The sequence below is a fragment of the Paenibacillus sp. WLX2291 genome (assembly GCF_046603665.1).
Lineage (GTDB): Bacteria > Bacillota > Bacilli > Paenibacillales > Paenibacillaceae > Saccharibacillus.
Window position 1 is genome coordinate 277,030 of sequence record NZ_CP176755.1, and the last position, 15,337, is coordinate 292,366.

Genomic DNA, 15,337 nt, shown 5'->3' on the forward strand with positions numbered 1-15,337 from the left:
GCAAAGTTTGACAAAGAACTAGTAAATTTAGCATCTCATATATCTGTAAGTTCCTAATGTGTATAAAAATGGATATATGGATTTTCCTATTTTCACCAACACCCCATTAAAGGAAACAATAAATGGAAAAAGGAGAGAGATTATGGAAACGAATCTATATGGGAAAAGTGTGTTTGTTGCCGCAGGCAGCAAAGGATTGGGACGAGCAAGTGCATTGGAATTTGCTCGCGAAGGTGCGAATGTAACGATCGCCAGTCGAAATGTAGAACACCTGCAACAAGCAGCGGCGGAGATTAAGGAAGTTACCGGACGCGATGTTCATTACGTCCTGATGGATGTGAGTGACGGCGAGCAGATCCAGAACGCTGTGAATGCGGCAGTGCAGCATTACGGACGGCTGGATGTGCTAATTACGAATGCAGGCGGACCGCAAGCGGGATCATTTGCCGATATGGATGATGCGGCATGGCAGCGTGCGTTTGAAAGTAATCTGCTCAGCACGATCCGTCTGATTCGTTCTGCGCTGCCATTTTTGCAGGAGGCAGGTGAGAGTCGAATCGTCAATATTGCCTCCAGTTCGGTCAAGCAGCCGATTGATGGATTGATCCTGTCCAATGTATATCGGGCAGGGATTCAGGCACTGACGAAGACTCTATCATCGGAATATGCAGCGGCAGGTGTGCTGATTAATACGGTAGCACCCGGGCGCATTGCCACCGAACGAATGCAGGAGCTGGACAGCCGCCGTGCACAGACAGAGGGCGTTGCAGTAGAGCAAGTGCAGGCGCAATCGCTACATTCCATTCCTCTTGGTCGCTTTGGCACGCCGGAAGAGTTTGGCAAAATGGTGATGTTTTACGGTTCGTTTGCCAATACGTATGTGACGGGACAATCGCTGCTGGTGGATGGCGGCACGATTCGTGCATTCTAGATTGATTCATTGTCACAAACCAACATAAGCACACAACAAACTCACATATAATCCAACAATGAAACACAACTATAATGTGACGATATTGTGTCATGTTTATGGAATAATGGATAAAAGTAGACCGAAATCTGCGGATTTTGGTCATTTTTTTGTCTTTCAAACGATAAAAATCGACTTTTTTCAATAAATGTAGTATAAAATAACTACAAACACATTTTATTTTTTGTGATTTAATACACTATATCTTTGTTTTCAAACATGTTATTATGTGTATCAGTCGTTTCTGTGGATATGATTTCATTGCGTTGTAGATTGAAGGTAGGTTTTCATACATAAATACCGTAAATCGGTTATTTAAATTACCATCAATCTAACATCATTTTTATAAAAAAGGAGCTGGGTACTGTGAGTAATGTAAGCCTGAACAATGTTGGGATCTGGGAGCTGGTTGAACCTGGTGTTCGCCGTAAAGTGTTCGAACCGGGACAATCGCTGATGATGATGGAAGTGCACTTTGAAGCGGGTTCCAAGAGCAGCGAGCATGCTCATCCACATGAGCAGATGAGTTATTGCATGAAAGGGCGTTTCCAATTCGTCATTGATGGCGAAGTTCACGAGCTGCACGCCGGGAAAGCACTGGCTATTCCTGCCGGAGCACTACATTCCGCGAGGGCACTGGCACCGGGAATCCTGCTAGACTCCTTTACCCCGCTACGCGAAGATTTGCTGAGCTGACTTTAACAAAGACGATCTTATTATCAAAGCCCGCATTCCCCAACCGACGAAGGGGGATGCGGGCTTTTCTATAAGTATTAAGAAATGAATGATCATCCTGCTGTTGTTGTATGCGGGCTGGAGGATTACCAATTAGAGTATGACACTAACAAGTATTCTCTTGCTCTTGTTCTGTATGATCTGTTTGCTCCATATCGTCTACGTCATATGTGAATCGCTCCAACTGCACACGTCCATCTAGCGTGAATTCCACGCCTTCTTCCTCCAACCTTGTCCGCTGCTCAAACGCAGATTCATCATCCTGAATGGAGATCTCGCCTTGCTTATTAATGACCCGGTGCCATGGTAGATGGTATGCAGCGCTCATCGAGTGCAGTACCCGTACCACTTGACGTGCAGCACGCGGACTACCGGCTGCTGCTGCAACCTGACCGTAACTCATGACCCGCCCGGTCGGAATGGAAGAGATTACTTCAATAACCCGTCTCGTAAAAGGTTGCATGATGATACCTCCTGTATGCAAACGCCGAAGTAGAAACATTCATATTGGCTTCATTATATCAGCAAAGCAGACCAGTTCAAAAGCGCATAAATCCGCTAGGAATAAGGATTATAAACAGCGCATATCTATTCCGGTGACTTATTTATACATATTTTGGAACAAAGTTAAAAAATTTATAAAATTTCGCGAAAAATGTTTCAAAAAGTCGAATCATAGTTTAAAATTCTTATAAACTCATGAGTCTAAAGTTTTAATTTTATAATAAAATAGTTCCTGATACCTAAAAATAGACTTAGCTTATAAACCATAATTTTATTATATGTTGCTGTCATATTTCCAAGTTACCTACTTTTATGCACGACCATTTCGTAAAACGCCGTAGTAATGAATCCGGCGGTTTAAAGGAGAAGACAATATGTCCATTTTTGCCCCAAGAAAGAACTCGTCCGCTGTACAGGAATTGCTGGAAGCCAGTCGTCGCCTCGCTCAAGATCCAACAGCACCATTGCAACTACAAACCGAAGATCCTGTTATGCGCGAGATTGTCGAAAATATCAGTCAGGCTGTGCATATCGTTCGTCAAAGAAAGCAAGGTATCGCGATGCGGATGAATCTCGTTACCAAAGCGATCCATGTCGGTCTGTGGGATATGGAAGTCGAAGCGGGCGATCCAGTCAATCCGAACAATGCATTCACGTGGACAGATGAATTCCGCCATATGCTTGGCTACCAGAATGTACAGGATTTCCCGGATGTGCTCGACAGCTGGGCTTCCCGTCTGCACCCTGAGGATACCGATTGGGTATTGCAAGCACTGGCTGATCATCTGCTGGATCATAGCGGACGTACACCATACGATATCGAATACCGTCTTAAATTGAAAAATGGCGAATATCGCTGGTTCCGTGCAACAGGTACAACAGTACGCGACAACAGCGGTGTGCCGCTGCGTATCGCTGGAGCACTGTTCGATGTGCATGAGAGACGCACGAGAGACGAAGAATTGCAAATGCTCGTTACTCGCTACGATCTGATTAACAAAGCACTGGTAGAAGCTCCTTGGGATATGGTCGTTGAAGCGGGTGATCCGATCAATCCGAACAATGAGTTCTGGTGGTCACCACAATTCCGCCAGACACTGGGTTTCCATGATGAGCGCGATTTCCCGAACGTATTGAGCAGCTGGAGCGATCGTCTGCATCCAGAAGACAAACAAATGTCCCTAGACGCATTTGCTGCGCATCTGAACGATCATACGGGGCGTACGCCGTTTTCCATCGAATACCGTTTACAGCTCAAGAGCGGTGAATATCGCTGGTACCATGCAGGCGGTACAACGAATCGCGATGCGAAAGGATTGCCACTGCGTGTTGCCGGTACGATTCGCGATATTACGTTTGAAAAGAACAAAGATCATGTCGTCGATGCGATGACTGAGCGTATGTCGCAGCTGTCGCAATCGATTAGCGAAATGACGATTGCGATCAATTCCGTTACTGGGCAGGCGCAAGATCTGGCTGCCGCACAAGAGCATTCCACCGAAGCTGCCAACAAGGCGAAAAGTAGTGCGGATGAAACGAAAAACATCTCTACCTTTATCCGTGAGATTGCGAACCAGACTAACATGCTCGGTCTAAACGCATCCATCGAGGCTGCCCGTGCTGGTGAACTGGGACGCGGCTTCTCCGTTGTTGCCGACGAAGTGCGCAAGCTGGCGATCCATAGTGCTGATGCTACCGAGAATATTGAGAAAAGTCTGACCGAAATGAAAGATCAGATTGAAGAAATCCTGCAACAGATTAGCAATATGACAACGCTCACGCAATCGCAAGCAGCATTAACACAACAGCTCAATGCGTCGATGGACGAGATCAATCATATGTCCCAATCGCTGACAGAGTTTGCGAAACAGATCTAAGCTGCCACTTTCGATATGGTGATTTCGCAGATTGAGAAATGTAGATAACGCGATAAACCTACAACGTGATAGCAAACGTAATAGAACTATAATGCAATAGAATACCGATAACAAAAAGCACTCTACCTAATGGCAGAGTGCTTTTTGTTATATCACGCCACCATACTATCCGGTGGCAGCAAATGAATAGAGAGCAGATATAATATAGCTTGCATATACGTTGAAATGAAACTCGTTATATTACACTTGTTGAATTTTGAGCAGGTTGGTATTACCGGATTGACCGATCGGTACGCCTGCGGACAGGACGACGATATCGCCAGCAGCGATATGACCAGTTGTTACCGCATTGCGAATTGCAGAGTCAAACATTTCGTCCGTGCTGGATACTTCTTCGCCATGTACCGGAATGACGCCGGACAGCAGACACAGCTTGTTCAGTACGGCTTCGTTATGCGTAACGGCGATGATTGGTGCATTAGGGCGATATTTGGAGATCATACGAGCAGTAAAGCCGCTTTCGGTAGAGATGATAATTGCTTTTGCATTCAACTCCAGCGATGCGCTCACTGCGCCTTGGCTGATCACTTCAGTGATGTTCGTCGATTGTTGTGCTCTTTTACGGGAGAATTGCTCCTGATAATCGATCATTGTCTCGGCACGACGTGCTACAGCAGCCATTGTTTGTACCGATTGCACCGGATATTTACCAGCAGCAGATTCGCCGGACAGCATGATGACATCAGCGCCTTGCAGGACAGCATTTGCTACGTCACTCACTTCGGAGCGAGTCGGACGCGGATTCACCTGCATCGATTCCAGCATATGAGTAGCTACGATAACCGGTTTACCAGCTACATTACATTTGTCGATCATTTCCTTTTGCAGTGCCGGTACGTCTTGAATTGGCACTTCTACCCCGAGGTCGCCACGTGCAACCATGATGCCGTCGGATGCTTCGATGATATCATCGAGATTTTCCATTCCTTCGGCGTTTTCGATTTTGGAATAAATTTGTACATCTTCGGCGTTGTTTTTCGCCAGAATGCTGCGAATTTCGCGGATGTCATCGCCTTTACGGACGAAGGAAGCAGCGATCATCTCGATCTTTTGCTCCAGACCGAAGTGGATGTGCATCACGTCGCGCTCGGTAACGCCCGGCAGGGACGTGTGGATACCCGGCAGGTTCACACCTTTGCGCGGTTTGATCATGCCGCCGCTGACGATTTCGCAGACGATCTCGCTATCTTTTACTTCCAGTACGGTCAGATCGATCAGACCATCATCCAGCAGAATGCGGTCGCCTTCATTTACATCCTTGTTCAATTCTGGATAGTTGACACCGATACGCTCGGAATCACCCAGAATTTCTTCCGTTGTCAGAATCAGCTTGTTGCCGGTACGAAGTTCAAAAGATGCCTCTTTTAGCTTGCCAATCCGTACTTCTGGACCTTTGATATCCATCATGATCGGGATAAACGTGTTCATCTCGGCAGCAGCCTTACGCACGTTGTTGATACGCATCACATGATCTTCCAGTTCGCCGTGCGCCATATTCAGACGCGCTACGGTCATGCCCGCTTTGATCATTTCTTTCAGCATATCTACCGAATCACAAGCAGGTCCCATGGTACAAATAATCTTCGTTCTCAACATTACAGATGTTCCTCCTCATATTGGGCGGCTGTACGTCGACAGCCCATCATATTGGCGGCTGTCACACACCTCCTGAAACCCGGGGCAGGCAAGGACGATGTACCGACAACCTGTATTATCCATTTCATTGTAGCTGTAATACACACAGATATCTATGAAATATAGTACGGTAATTGCAATATAGTACGATCTATATCGCGAATATTGTAGAATTTCATCTATAATGAAAGCATACAATAGCGGAACGGTGAACAAAAGGGGGGAATACGATGCTGCAACTAACCAGCGTGCATGAAGATCACCGGATGGAATGGTACGAGGAACGGCAGTTAGACCCACACAGTTATATTGTTAGTTTGTGTACATATGGCAATTGTGTGTACTGGGTAGATGGGCAGAAGATGATCGTGGACAAAGGCGAATTGCTGCTGATTCCACCAGGCTGCTTTTATTATGGGAAAAGCATTCCGACCCATGTGCATACGAAGCAGGTGCTTCATTTCAGCACGGGCAATGATGTATCGGCGGCAGCAGTGCAACAGAGGGGCGAGAGAGGGACAGCCGTTCCGGCAACCAAGGACGTAGATGTAAACGTGGAAGTAGACGCCCCCGATCAGCAAGCATATAGTGAGCAGAATGAGCATGCTATGCAAGGCAGCAAAATGCCTGTGCCTGTACAGCCGCTCCAGCTTCAGCCGACAGGCTTGCCGTTGCTCGAACGCAGCCATGTACTGCATATTAAGCCCGGCAGCTATGAGCGATTGCACGACATCATCAAGCAGATTGTTGTACAATGGCGGGAAAAGCCTGCGTATTATGAGTGCATGAGTGAAGGGCTGCTGCTGCAATTGCTGGTGGAGATTAACCGCGAATATGACCGCGGACAGATGCGCGATGACAAGCAGCGGCTAGTGGAACAGATGAAGCGTCATATTCAGCAACATTACAGTTCGCGTATTACGAAGGAGCAGCTGGGCGATGTGATTCGCCGGACACCGAATTATGCAGCGACCCTGTTCAAAGATGTCACTGGGCAGACGATCAGCCAGTATATGCACGACGAACGGATGAAGCGCGCCGTCTATATGCTGACCGAATCACAGCTGACGGTGGCGGAGATTGCGGAGTTTCTCGGCTATGCTGAAGTGTCGTACTTTTACCGGATTTTCAAAAAGAAGATGGGCGTACCGCCCGCCGAGATGATGCAGGAGCGTCCACCAATGCGATAACGCGTGCAGCCATGCAGCCATGTATGCACGTCGTTGTGCACATCATGCAAGAGCGTCTGCCAGCATACGATCGCATATATGGCAGTTTGAGGTTGATCTTGCATATTGCTCTTCGGTTGCTTGGTTGCATCGTTCAGTTCGTCTGACTGCGCATATGCTTGGGAGAGACGCCCTTGAGCTTTTTGAACATTTTGGAAAAGAGAAACGGATCATCGTAACCAACAGAGCGCGAGATTTCCCCGATAGACAGTGCGGTATGTTGAAGCAGCTCGACCGCTCGATTCATGCGATATTCCAGCATAAATGCCTGCAAGGACAACCCGAATTTGTCCTTAAACAGACTGGATAGATACGTACGATCCAGTCGTACCGAGCGAGAGATGTCCAGTACCGTGATCTTCTGGCTGTAATTCGTTTCGATATAGTCGATGGCTTGCTGAATATGCAGCTCCTTGGAACGGGAACGACCTTTACCATGATCCGGCACGGGCAGTCGGGAGATCAGTTCATACATGACCTGATACAGAATACCCTGCGCATGAATATCTCCGGCAGGCTGTTGCGAGGTGGATAATAGCTGCTCGTAAAAGCTGCCCAGTGTTGGCGATATGATCGGTGGCACTGAGTCGTCGGGAACGATTTCCGTAGCTTGGGCATGAGGGTATGAATGAGAAGCACGAGTATGAGTCAAACGGTACACTGGCTCCTCCGGTGTCAATCCAGCACGCTCCATCAGTGTTCTGGCATGCAATCCGCGAAAACCGATCCAGGAATACACCCACGGCTGTTCCGTATCCGCTTCATATTGCACAACAGTATCTGGTGGAATGAGAAAGCCTTCATTGGCACATAATCGGTATTCCCCATCACCTAGTCGAAACATACCTGTTCCTTCATGAACATAATGCAAAATATAATCGTCCCGTACGCCGGGTCCCCAAGCGTGTCCAGGCAAACATTCTTCCTTACCAAAAAAGATCAGCTTCAAATCCATCGGCTGATGTGCCTCGGATTCGGTATAAATGGTATGATTCAGCGGCATTGTACGTTAATCCCCTTTGTACCTGTATACTCATATTATGACATGAGGTGCATGAGGTGAAAAGCCTGCAAACCGAATATAATGATAATTAAACATGTGATTATGACATGCTAGCCATGGAGGATGTATTCATCTTCGGCTAGAATATTCAGCATAGCCTCATACAGAATCAAGGCATATGGTGTATGCACAAAGGGAGCTGCTTATCGATTCGCTACACCGTTGATTTCAGCAGCAAATGACTCCTGATAACATCTGGAAGTGTTTTACAACGAGAAAGCCCAAAATGTTTGTGTTAGTATGAATGACATAACCTATATTTTCGGAGGGAGCGGGAGCATATCGAAAAGAATCTGCTTGGCACATGTATCGTTGTTTTTTTGCTGATCTGTGTCTTTTCTTATTTCAAATTTGCCCGCCCGCCGCGTCAACAGGAAGATGGCGAGACTCGTGATCCGCTCGATAGCATCATGAAGCCGTTCAGCCTGTTTGACCGGGTCTCCATGGCAGTGATTTTATCGCTTGGACTACTCATTGTGGTGGCGGCATCGGCGTTTGCGGCATATGCCTTTTTTTATCTGGCATCCTTCATACATCTGATTGGCTTTGCGAATCGGAGTACTGCGATGCTGTATTCGATCTGGACGAGTGCGGGATTGTCGATTCTAGCTATTTATATTCAACCTGCTGCTGCGGAATGGATCTATCCCATTCTTCGTCGTCCGCTACGGTTCTGGCAAACGCAAGTCGTTGCGATTGTACGCAATACGCTGCTGTTGTACACACTGGCAGAGATCATTCGCGGCGTAGATACGCATGGCATCTGGGGAGCGTTGGGCTTGGCTTGTATCTTTCAACTGATTCAGTGTATTCGGTTTGATGAGGATTTGGACGTGAGATCGGGCGATAATGAGGAACGCTAAGCTGCACAAGTGAAGCAAGAAGAACGAAGGATATTCCATTGGTCGATGCAAGCAACTTCGGCAATAGCCTGGCGTATACATACAGACGCACCAATACAGACTGCGATCCAACGGATGCAGGAGAACGTCAGGGTATATATGTCAACAACAGGGAGATGACAGGATGAAGGAAACCGTACCATCGTTAAGAGCGGCAATCACGCTTCGCCGTATTCTCACACTCTGGATCATGAGCGTATTGCTCCTGCTAGGAACACTGTTGCCATCTGGAGTACATGCCGCCGAAGGAGGAAGTACCGCTATGCAAGAGCAAGATTGTACGATTAACAGCCAGACTCGCAAGCATTATGTTAATGTGGCAGTTGCTACGCTGTGGACGCAGCCGGGACTAGCGCGTAAGCTGGATCAATCGTCTCTATCGACTCCGGTAGACATGGAGCAATGGACTGCCGATATGAACACTGCCGACAAGCGGCGCTGGCTGACTGGCAAAACGGAAACGCAAGCGTTGTATGGTCAGGAAGTTCGTTTATTGCAGGTGAAGGGGGATTGGGCATACGTAGCAGTTGTTGGACAATCCACACCGAAGAGTAAATACGGATACCCTGGTTGGCTGCCCAAAGCTCAGATTCTGACCACTACGACGGGCGCTGCTTATAGCGAATGCCCTACCGCCATCGTGAAGGACAACAAGGCACAGCTGTATGGCGAAGATCGTCAGAGCAAGCTGCTGACGTTGAGCTTCAATACACGGTTGCCAGTAACGTCTACGGTCAGCGGTTGGGTGCAGGTGCATACCCCGGACAACCAATCTGCTTGGCTGAAAAGTAGTACAGTAGACGTATACAAGCAATTGTCGAACATTCCTGCACCAACTGGAGCTGATCTAATTCGTACAGGTAAGCAATTCCTTGGACTGCCGTATCTGTGGGCGGGCATCTCAGCATATGGATTTGACTGCTCTGGCTTCACATCGACGATCTATGGCTTCCACGGCATTAGCCTGCCGCGTGACGCATCCGCTCAGATCAAGGAAGGAACTGCGGTGAGCTGGAGCCAATTGCAGCCGGGTGATCTGATGTTTTTCGCTCATGATAACGGCAAAGGCAGTGTGCATCATGTGTCTATGTATATCGGTAACGGTCAGATGATGCACTCGCCCAAAGCAGGCAAAACCGTCGAGATCATCTCGATCAACACCCCTGCTTACAAAACAGAATTTGCTGGTGCAAGACGGTATATCCAGTAAATACAGGCAACGTATCGTTAGCAACAATAGTGGATCATGTTTTCTGATCTGAGACTGAAACTGAAACATCCCCTATCTTCGTAGCTTCCATCGTACAGGTGAAGGAATCATCTGACATGAGCAAGCGCGCAAGATAGGGGATTTTTATTATGATCATGTATATTTAATTTATGTTTTTGTTTATAATTCGCTTTTTTATAAATTTAATGCTTGAAAAAGAGCAGAATGTTCCTTTATGATAAATCTATCTTCACTGAGCAAAGTGTATATTACCAAAGCATCCATACGTAATACCACATTTATGTAAGCGCTTAAAAAAATAATAGAAAGGAGCATGCTGATCTAGGTTCCGAGCTATGCCCATTGCCATTCCTGTGCAACACCAATCCTATCGCCAAATGAGAAAGGAAGACACTTATGACATCTCGTTTCCGTAAACAAGCCAGTATGACTGTTATCGCAGCAACTCTGGTGATACCGATGCTGCTGCCGTCAGCAACAATCTTCGCCGCTCCCTCTGGCACTGATTCGTTACAACCAGTGAATACGCCACTGCTGACAGATCATCTAGTTGCCAGTGGAAGTGGGCAGGCTGGTACAGTTGCCGCAACGTCGAGCGCAAATCATACCAGTATCGCTTCATTATCCCCTGCCTCTACATGGAACGCCATATCTACTACTGCGACTGCATCTACTGGTGCACCAGTGTATCAGGAAGCTTCTGTACACGATCCATCGGTCATCAAAGTCGGCAATGAATTTTACATATTCGGTTCCCATCTCGCCTCCGCCAAATCATCCGATCTGATGAATTGGAGTATGATCTCCTCCGGCGTCGCGGATGGCAATCCGTTGATCCCGAATGTCACTACCGAATTGAAGGATGCCCTGAGCTGGGCGCAAAGCAATACCTTATGGGCAGCCGATGTTATTCAGCTGGCAGATGGCAAATTTTACATGTACTACAACGCATGCAAAGGCGACTCGCCTCGTTCCGCGATGGGCATAGCGGTCGCGGATACTATCGAAGGTCCGTATCGCGATACAGGCATTTTCCTCAAATCAGGTATGTGGGATCAGATTAGCGAGGATGGCACCATTTACGATGCGCGTATTCATCCGAATGCAGTTGATCCGGATGTGTTTTTCGATAAAGACGGCAAGCTGTGGATGGTATACGGTTCGTATTCCGGCGGCATTTTCGTTATGCAGATGGACCCGGCAACTGGCAAGCCATTACCGAATCAGGGTTATGGTAAAAAGCTGATCGGCGGCAATCACAGCCGTATCGAAGGGGCGTATATGCTGTACAGTCCGCAAACAGATTATTACTACATGTTCTTGTCATTTGGCGGTCTGGATGCAGTTGGTGGTTACAATCTGCGCGTCGTTCGCTCGAAAACGCCGGATGGTCCATTTTACGATGCAGCAGGTAACGATATGACGAAGGTGAAAGCCGATCCGTCCAAGCCACTATTCGACGATGCTTCCATCGAGCCATATGGTGTGAAGATGATCGGCAATTACCAGTTTGAACGCCAGATTGGTGATCCCGGTACAGGCAGTGGAGCAGGTGCCGTCTCGCCGGGGCATAACTCTGCGTACTACGACGAGCAGACTGGACGCTATTTCCTCATATTCCATTCCCGTTTCCCAGGACGCGGTGAGGAGCATGAAGTACGTACCCATGAGATGTTTATGAACGCAGATGGCTGGCTAACGGTAGCACCATATCGCTATGCAGGCGAGCAGAATCCGCAGGCAAAGGTTCGTGCCAGTGAGATTGCGGGCGAGTACCAGTGGATTACGCAGGACAAACATATTAGTGCTGACATCCATAAGGCTGTATCGGCAACATTGAATGCGGACGGCACAATTACTGGCGACGTAACGGGAACGTGGAAGCTGCAAGGCAACAACACGGCGCTACTGAGTGTAGATGGAACGCTATATAATGGTGTCTTTTTACATGAAACCAACGCCGATTCTGGCAAAACCGTGCTTACACTAACCGCATTGTCCCGCGATGGGATAGGTGTATGGGGCAGTCAGCGCGAGGTGCAGAAGGACAAGCAGCTCGTCTCGGCGGTAGATGCGGATTTGAGTCTGGGCGAGACGGACGGTGTGTTTTACGATCTGGATCTGCCGCTTACAGGAACACGCGGTGTGCAGATTAGCTGGCATTCCAACAAGCCAGAGATCATTTCCGATACGGGCAAAGTTACTCGTCCGGCAGCAGGCAAAGGCAATGCCCGCGTCACCCTGATAGCCACCATTACCAAAAACGGTGCCAAAAAGAACAAAAACTTTAAAGTCACTGTATTGGAACAGGCGCGTGGACCGCTGCTGAGTCAATATACCTTCAATGAAGCCAGTGGCACAACCGTTGTCGATAGTACGTATAATCATTATGACGGTACGCTGATCAATGGTGTGACTCGTGCTGTATACGGCAAGTCCGGTGCAGGCATTACACTAGACGGCGTGGACGATTATGTACAGCTGCCGGGTACGATTACGGATGCAGAGGATTACACGTTTGCCAGCTGGGTCAAATGGGACGGCGGCGCCGCATGGCAGCGGATTCTGGATTTTGGTGATGGCATGAACGGATTTATGTTCTTGACTCCTTTTCAAGGAACCGGTGTGCAGTTTACGATTCACCGCAACAATACCGACCAGAGCATCATCACACCATCCGCGTTGCCAACCGGTCAATGGGTACATGTAGCAGTCACGCTGTCCGGCAATACGGGCAAGCTATATATTAACGGCAAGCTGGCAGGCAGCAATGACCAGATGACCTTCAATCCACATGATCTGATGACCCGCGAAGCATATCTAGGCAAAAGCCGCTTCGCTGCCGATGCGTATTTGAAAGGCAGTCTGGATGAAGTGAATATGTACAATCGCGCGCTGAGTGAGCAGGAGATTCAGGAGCTGGCGAAGTAAATGAGGGCATCAACATAATGTAGTCTGAACAGTTGTAGGCTCTTATGTTGTTCGTTGTACCGAAGAGATATACCTATTAAAAAAGAAGCATGTTCATCTCACTTGAGCATGCTTCTTTGCTATATCGCAAGCTACATCCTGCCAGCCCTCACCTTTGGTTTAAAATACTGCCAAAACTGCATAATAGACAGTACTCATCTCCGGTATCAGGTGGTATACTCAAGGTGCATGCCAGCAATATGAAACTTTTACATAACTACCCGCGTATTTCCCGGTATACCTGCACAGCACAGCAGTTCAAATTACGAACGAAAGAGGGTAAAACATGTCCAACTATCAAGACCCCTACGGTCAACAGGGCGATCCGAATGATGTACAGGCAAACAAAGTGATGGCGATTCTGGCGTATATTCTGTTCTTCGTCCCACTGCTTGCCGCTCGGAATTCACCGTTTGCGATGTATCATGCCAATCAAGGGCTAGTCCTGTTTCTTGTAGCATTGGCGGCGAACATCTTAGGAATGATTATTCCGTTTATTGGCACTATTTTGCAGTTTGCCATCTCCGTGTTTGTGCTTGTACTTATGATCATCGGTATTATCAATGCTGCGAATGGTGAACGCAAACCGCTTCCTTTCATCGGCACCATTCAACTGATCAAATAAACCGGTATTTCTTCCACTCTACATAATACTCCGGTTTGCCGAACGCACAAAAACAGCCTTCCTTTTCACAGGAAGGCTGTTTTGTTGTTGCATGGGATTGTTCTACAGCATGGATTTCCTAGATACCACTTGCTGTTAGCGTATTCTGGATTGAGCTGTTGGTTACTGTCCCAACTGCTGGAACTGATTCAGCAAACCGTTAATCTGATCGACAGTCTGGAAAATTTGCGAATTGTTCAGGTCGGCTACGGTCAGCTTTCCGGCTTGCACCTGATCGACCAGACTATTCACTTCTGTACCCAGTGTAGCGCTGTATGCAGACAGTTGCTGATGCAAATCTTGGGCAAAGGCGGGCGGTTCCAGCTGATTGAAGTTGTCGATCTGGCTCTGGGTATTCGCTAGTTGCTGAGACAGCTGTTCACGCGCTTGTGGATCGGTGAGCGCTTGCTCGGTCAGCTCCGGCAGATTCTGCGATAGATTCGATGTACTGTTGATATACGAAGTAACTTCACTAACATAGTTAACGGACTGGTTGACCTGATCTAGTGCAGAACAGCCTGACAGCAGACCAGCGAGCATAACAAGCATGAGCATGTATGTTTTCAATAGAGACACTCCTTGTTGAGGGAATACCTATATTACTGCGCAACACCGCATATGGTTTCAACAATTGCCTGTTCTGGGCGCTGGCAGATATGGTACAGTTACATACAGAGGAATCATCATCGGCAACGATGACGGATAGAAAGGAAGTAGAATATGGACAATCACGATGTACAAGCGCAGGAAATTGCCAGCTGGATGGTCGAGCATATTCGCGACCGCGGCATACTGCGGCAGGAAGAAGCGATTGATTATGTGCGAGAGCAGTACGGCGAGCAATTCCTGTTTACGAGCGATAGCGGTAACGTTTCGCTGGATAAAGAGATCAAAAAAGCATTTCGGAAAAAGCACGGTGGGCGCGTTGCCTGGGATCGGGACGGCTTTTTCTGGGCTTGGACGTAAGGCACGTACCATTTGAGATAAAAGGGTAAGCAACAGGATCATCATCCTACTATACACATGTACACAAATACGGGAGAAATGCGGCGTCGAATGACGGATTGCATTTCTCCCGTTTGCATAGGAAAGAGCTGCGTCGTGTTGAAGCAAGCAACAAATGTTATAGATGAAGTAGAGATGAGGCGGTGTTGTCGTGATCAGTAGAGACAGGCTGAATTGGCATCGCGGAAGACTGCTCTGGTTTGTCGGTCATCAGTCGCTGTAGATCGTCCAAATTCTCAATGCGCAGATTGTTGGTCGGTGTCGTCTGGCTATCATGCAAGCCCGGCAACTGATGATTCAGATATACATACATCGCCAGACTGCTGGCAATTAGAAATGACAATAGTCCGTAAATTAAAATTTGTTTTGGTTTCATTATGGATTCCCCACTTTTCGTCCACTCGTTGGTACCTGTTCAAGCAGGTACATTTCTCTATTAATGGAAGTGCCGGTACATTTTCTGCCAGAAAAATGACTGAAATTGAATTATTG

Annotated in this window: 14 protein-coding genes; 9 read left to right on the plus strand and 5 right to left on the minus strand. The window is 47.6% G+C overall.

Annotation, left to right across the window (positions count from 1 at the left end; all coding sequences use genetic code 11):
• Positions 1-142 precede the first annotated feature (142 nt).
• Positions 143-931 carry an SDR family oxidoreductase gene (locus ACDE64_RS01165; RefSeq protein ID WP_411348718.1) on the plus strand — a complete coding sequence of 263 codons (789 nt, stop codon included), beginning with the start codon at positions 143-145 and terminating at the stop codon, positions 929-931.
• A 420-nt stretch (positions 932-1,351) separates the two neighbouring features.
• A complete protein-coding gene (locus ACDE64_RS01170) occupies positions 1,352-1,666 on the plus strand; it encodes a cupin domain-containing protein (protein WP_411350204.1) in 315 nt (104 codons plus the stop codon).
• Between the two features lie 145 nt (positions 1,667-1,811).
• Here ACDE64_RS01170 and ACDE64_RS01175 read toward each other — a convergent pair whose 3' ends face one another.
• On the minus strand, positions 1,812-2,168 hold the full coding sequence (locus ACDE64_RS01175) for an MGMT family protein (RefSeq protein WP_411348719.1): 357 nt from the start codon (positions 2,166-2,168) through the stop codon (positions 1,812-1,814).
• A 421-nt stretch (positions 2,169-2,589) separates the two neighbouring features.
• Here ACDE64_RS01175 and ACDE64_RS01180 point away from each other — a divergent pair, with 421 nt between their 5' ends.
• Positions 2,590-4,086 (plus strand): PAS domain-containing protein, encoded by a 1,497-nt coding sequence (locus ACDE64_RS01180; protein ID WP_411350205.1) that lies wholly within the window; start codon positions 2,590-2,592, stop codon positions 4,084-4,086.
• Positions 4,087-4,326: 240 nt separating this feature from the next.
• Here ACDE64_RS01180 and pyk read toward each other — a convergent pair whose 3' ends face one another.
• A complete protein-coding gene (pyk, locus tag ACDE64_RS01185) occupies positions 4,327-5,742 on the minus strand; it encodes a pyruvate kinase (RefSeq protein ID WP_411344732.1) in 1,416 nt (471 codons plus the stop codon).
• Positions 5,743-6,011: 269 nt separating this feature from the next.
• Between pyk and ACDE64_RS01190 the strand changes: the two genes are divergently transcribed.
• Positions 6,012-6,971, plus strand: coding sequence for an AraC family transcriptional regulator (locus tag ACDE64_RS01190; protein WP_411348720.1), 960 nt, complete (start codon positions 6,012-6,014; stop codon positions 6,969-6,971).
• 133 nt (positions 6,972-7,104) lie between these two features.
• Here the strand turns inward: ACDE64_RS01190 and ACDE64_RS01195 are convergent, their stop codons facing one another.
• Positions 7,105-8,013, minus strand: a complete 909-nt coding sequence (locus tag ACDE64_RS01195) for an AraC family transcriptional regulator (RefSeq protein ID WP_411348721.1) — start codon at positions 8,011-8,013, stop codon at positions 7,105-7,107.
• A gap of 380 nt (positions 8,014-8,393) precedes the next feature.
• Between ACDE64_RS01195 and ACDE64_RS01200 the strand changes: the two genes are divergently transcribed.
• The 4 genes from ACDE64_RS01200 (at position 8,394) to ACDE64_RS01215 (ending at position 13,801) form a co-directional block, all read left to right on the plus strand.
• Entirely contained in the window at positions 8,394-8,936 is a 543-nt protein-coding gene (locus tag ACDE64_RS01200; protein WP_411348722.1) for a hypothetical protein, read from the plus strand.
• A gap of 163 nt (positions 8,937-9,099) precedes the next feature.
• Positions 9,100-10,185 (plus strand): NlpC/P60 family protein, encoded by a 1,086-nt coding sequence (locus ACDE64_RS01205; protein ID WP_411348723.1) that lies wholly within the window; start codon positions 9,100-9,102, stop codon positions 10,183-10,185.
• A gap of 417 nt (positions 10,186-10,602) precedes the next feature.
• Positions 10,603-13,137, plus strand: a complete 2,535-nt coding sequence (locus ACDE64_RS01210) for a LamG-like jellyroll fold domain-containing protein (RefSeq protein WP_411348724.1) — start codon at positions 10,603-10,605, stop codon at positions 13,135-13,137.
• Positions 13,138-13,462: 325 nt separating this feature from the next.
• Positions 13,463-13,801 (plus strand): DUF4870 domain-containing protein, encoded by a 339-nt coding sequence (locus ACDE64_RS01215; RefSeq protein ID WP_411348725.1) that lies wholly within the window; start codon positions 13,463-13,465, stop codon positions 13,799-13,801.
• Between the two features lie 162 nt (positions 13,802-13,963).
• Here ACDE64_RS01215 and ACDE64_RS01220 read toward each other — a convergent pair whose 3' ends face one another.
• The gene (locus ACDE64_RS01220) at positions 13,964-14,407 is read right to left on the minus strand and encodes a DUF6376 family protein (RefSeq protein ID WP_411348726.1); all 444 of its coding nucleotides are present in this window, start codon (positions 14,405-14,407) and stop codon (positions 13,964-13,966) included.
• A 153-nt stretch (positions 14,408-14,560) separates the two neighbouring features.
• On the opposite strand from ACDE64_RS01220, the gene ACDE64_RS01225 reads away from it, so the two are divergent.
• Positions 14,561-14,806: a DUF6953 family protein gene (locus tag ACDE64_RS01225; protein WP_411344740.1), complete on the plus strand. Its 246-nt coding sequence runs from the start codon at positions 14,561-14,563 to the stop codon at positions 14,804-14,806.
• 157 nt (positions 14,807-14,963) lie between these two features.
• Here ACDE64_RS01225 and ACDE64_RS01230 read toward each other — a convergent pair whose 3' ends face one another.
• The gene (locus ACDE64_RS01230) at positions 14,964-15,221 is read right to left on the minus strand and encodes a hypothetical protein (protein ID WP_411348727.1); all 258 of its coding nucleotides are present in this window, start codon (positions 15,219-15,221) and stop codon (positions 14,964-14,966) included.
• Positions 15,222-15,337: the final 116 nt, after the last annotated feature.

Coding starts and splice junctions, on each gene's coding strand:
- ACDE64_RS01215 (WP_411348725.1), top strand. CDS start 13,463: ATGTCCAACTATCAAGACCCCTACGGTCAACAGGGCGATCCGAATGAT.
- ACDE64_RS01195 (WP_411348721.1), bottom strand. CDS start 8,013: ATGCCGCTGAATCATACCATTTATACCGAATCCGAGGCACATCAGCCG.
- ACDE64_RS01230 (WP_411348727.1), bottom strand. CDS start 15,221: ATGAAACCAAAACAAATTTTAATTTACGGACTATTGTCATTTCTAATT.
- ACDE64_RS01210 (WP_411348724.1), top strand. CDS start 10,603: ATGACATCTCGTTTCCGTAAACAAGCCAGTATGACTGTTATCGCAGCA.
- ACDE64_RS01165 (WP_411348718.1), top strand. CDS start 143: ATGGAAACGAATCTATATGGGAAAAGTGTGTTTGTTGCCGCAGGCAGC.
- ACDE64_RS01175 (WP_411348719.1), bottom strand. CDS start 2,168: ATGCAACCTTTTACGAGACGGGTTATTGAAGTAATCTCTTCCATTCCG.
- ACDE64_RS01190 (WP_411348720.1), top strand. CDS start 6,012: ATGCTGCAACTAACCAGCGTGCATGAAGATCACCGGATGGAATGGTAC.
- pyk (WP_411344732.1), bottom strand. CDS start 5,742: ATGTTGAGAACGAAGATTATTTGTACCATGGGACCTGCTTGTGATTCG.
- ACDE64_RS01205 (WP_411348723.1), top strand. CDS start 9,100: ATGAAGGAAACCGTACCATCGTTAAGAGCGGCAATCACGCTTCGCCGT.
- ACDE64_RS01225 (WP_411344740.1), top strand. CDS start 14,561: ATGGACAATCACGATGTACAAGCGCAGGAAATTGCCAGCTGGATGGTC.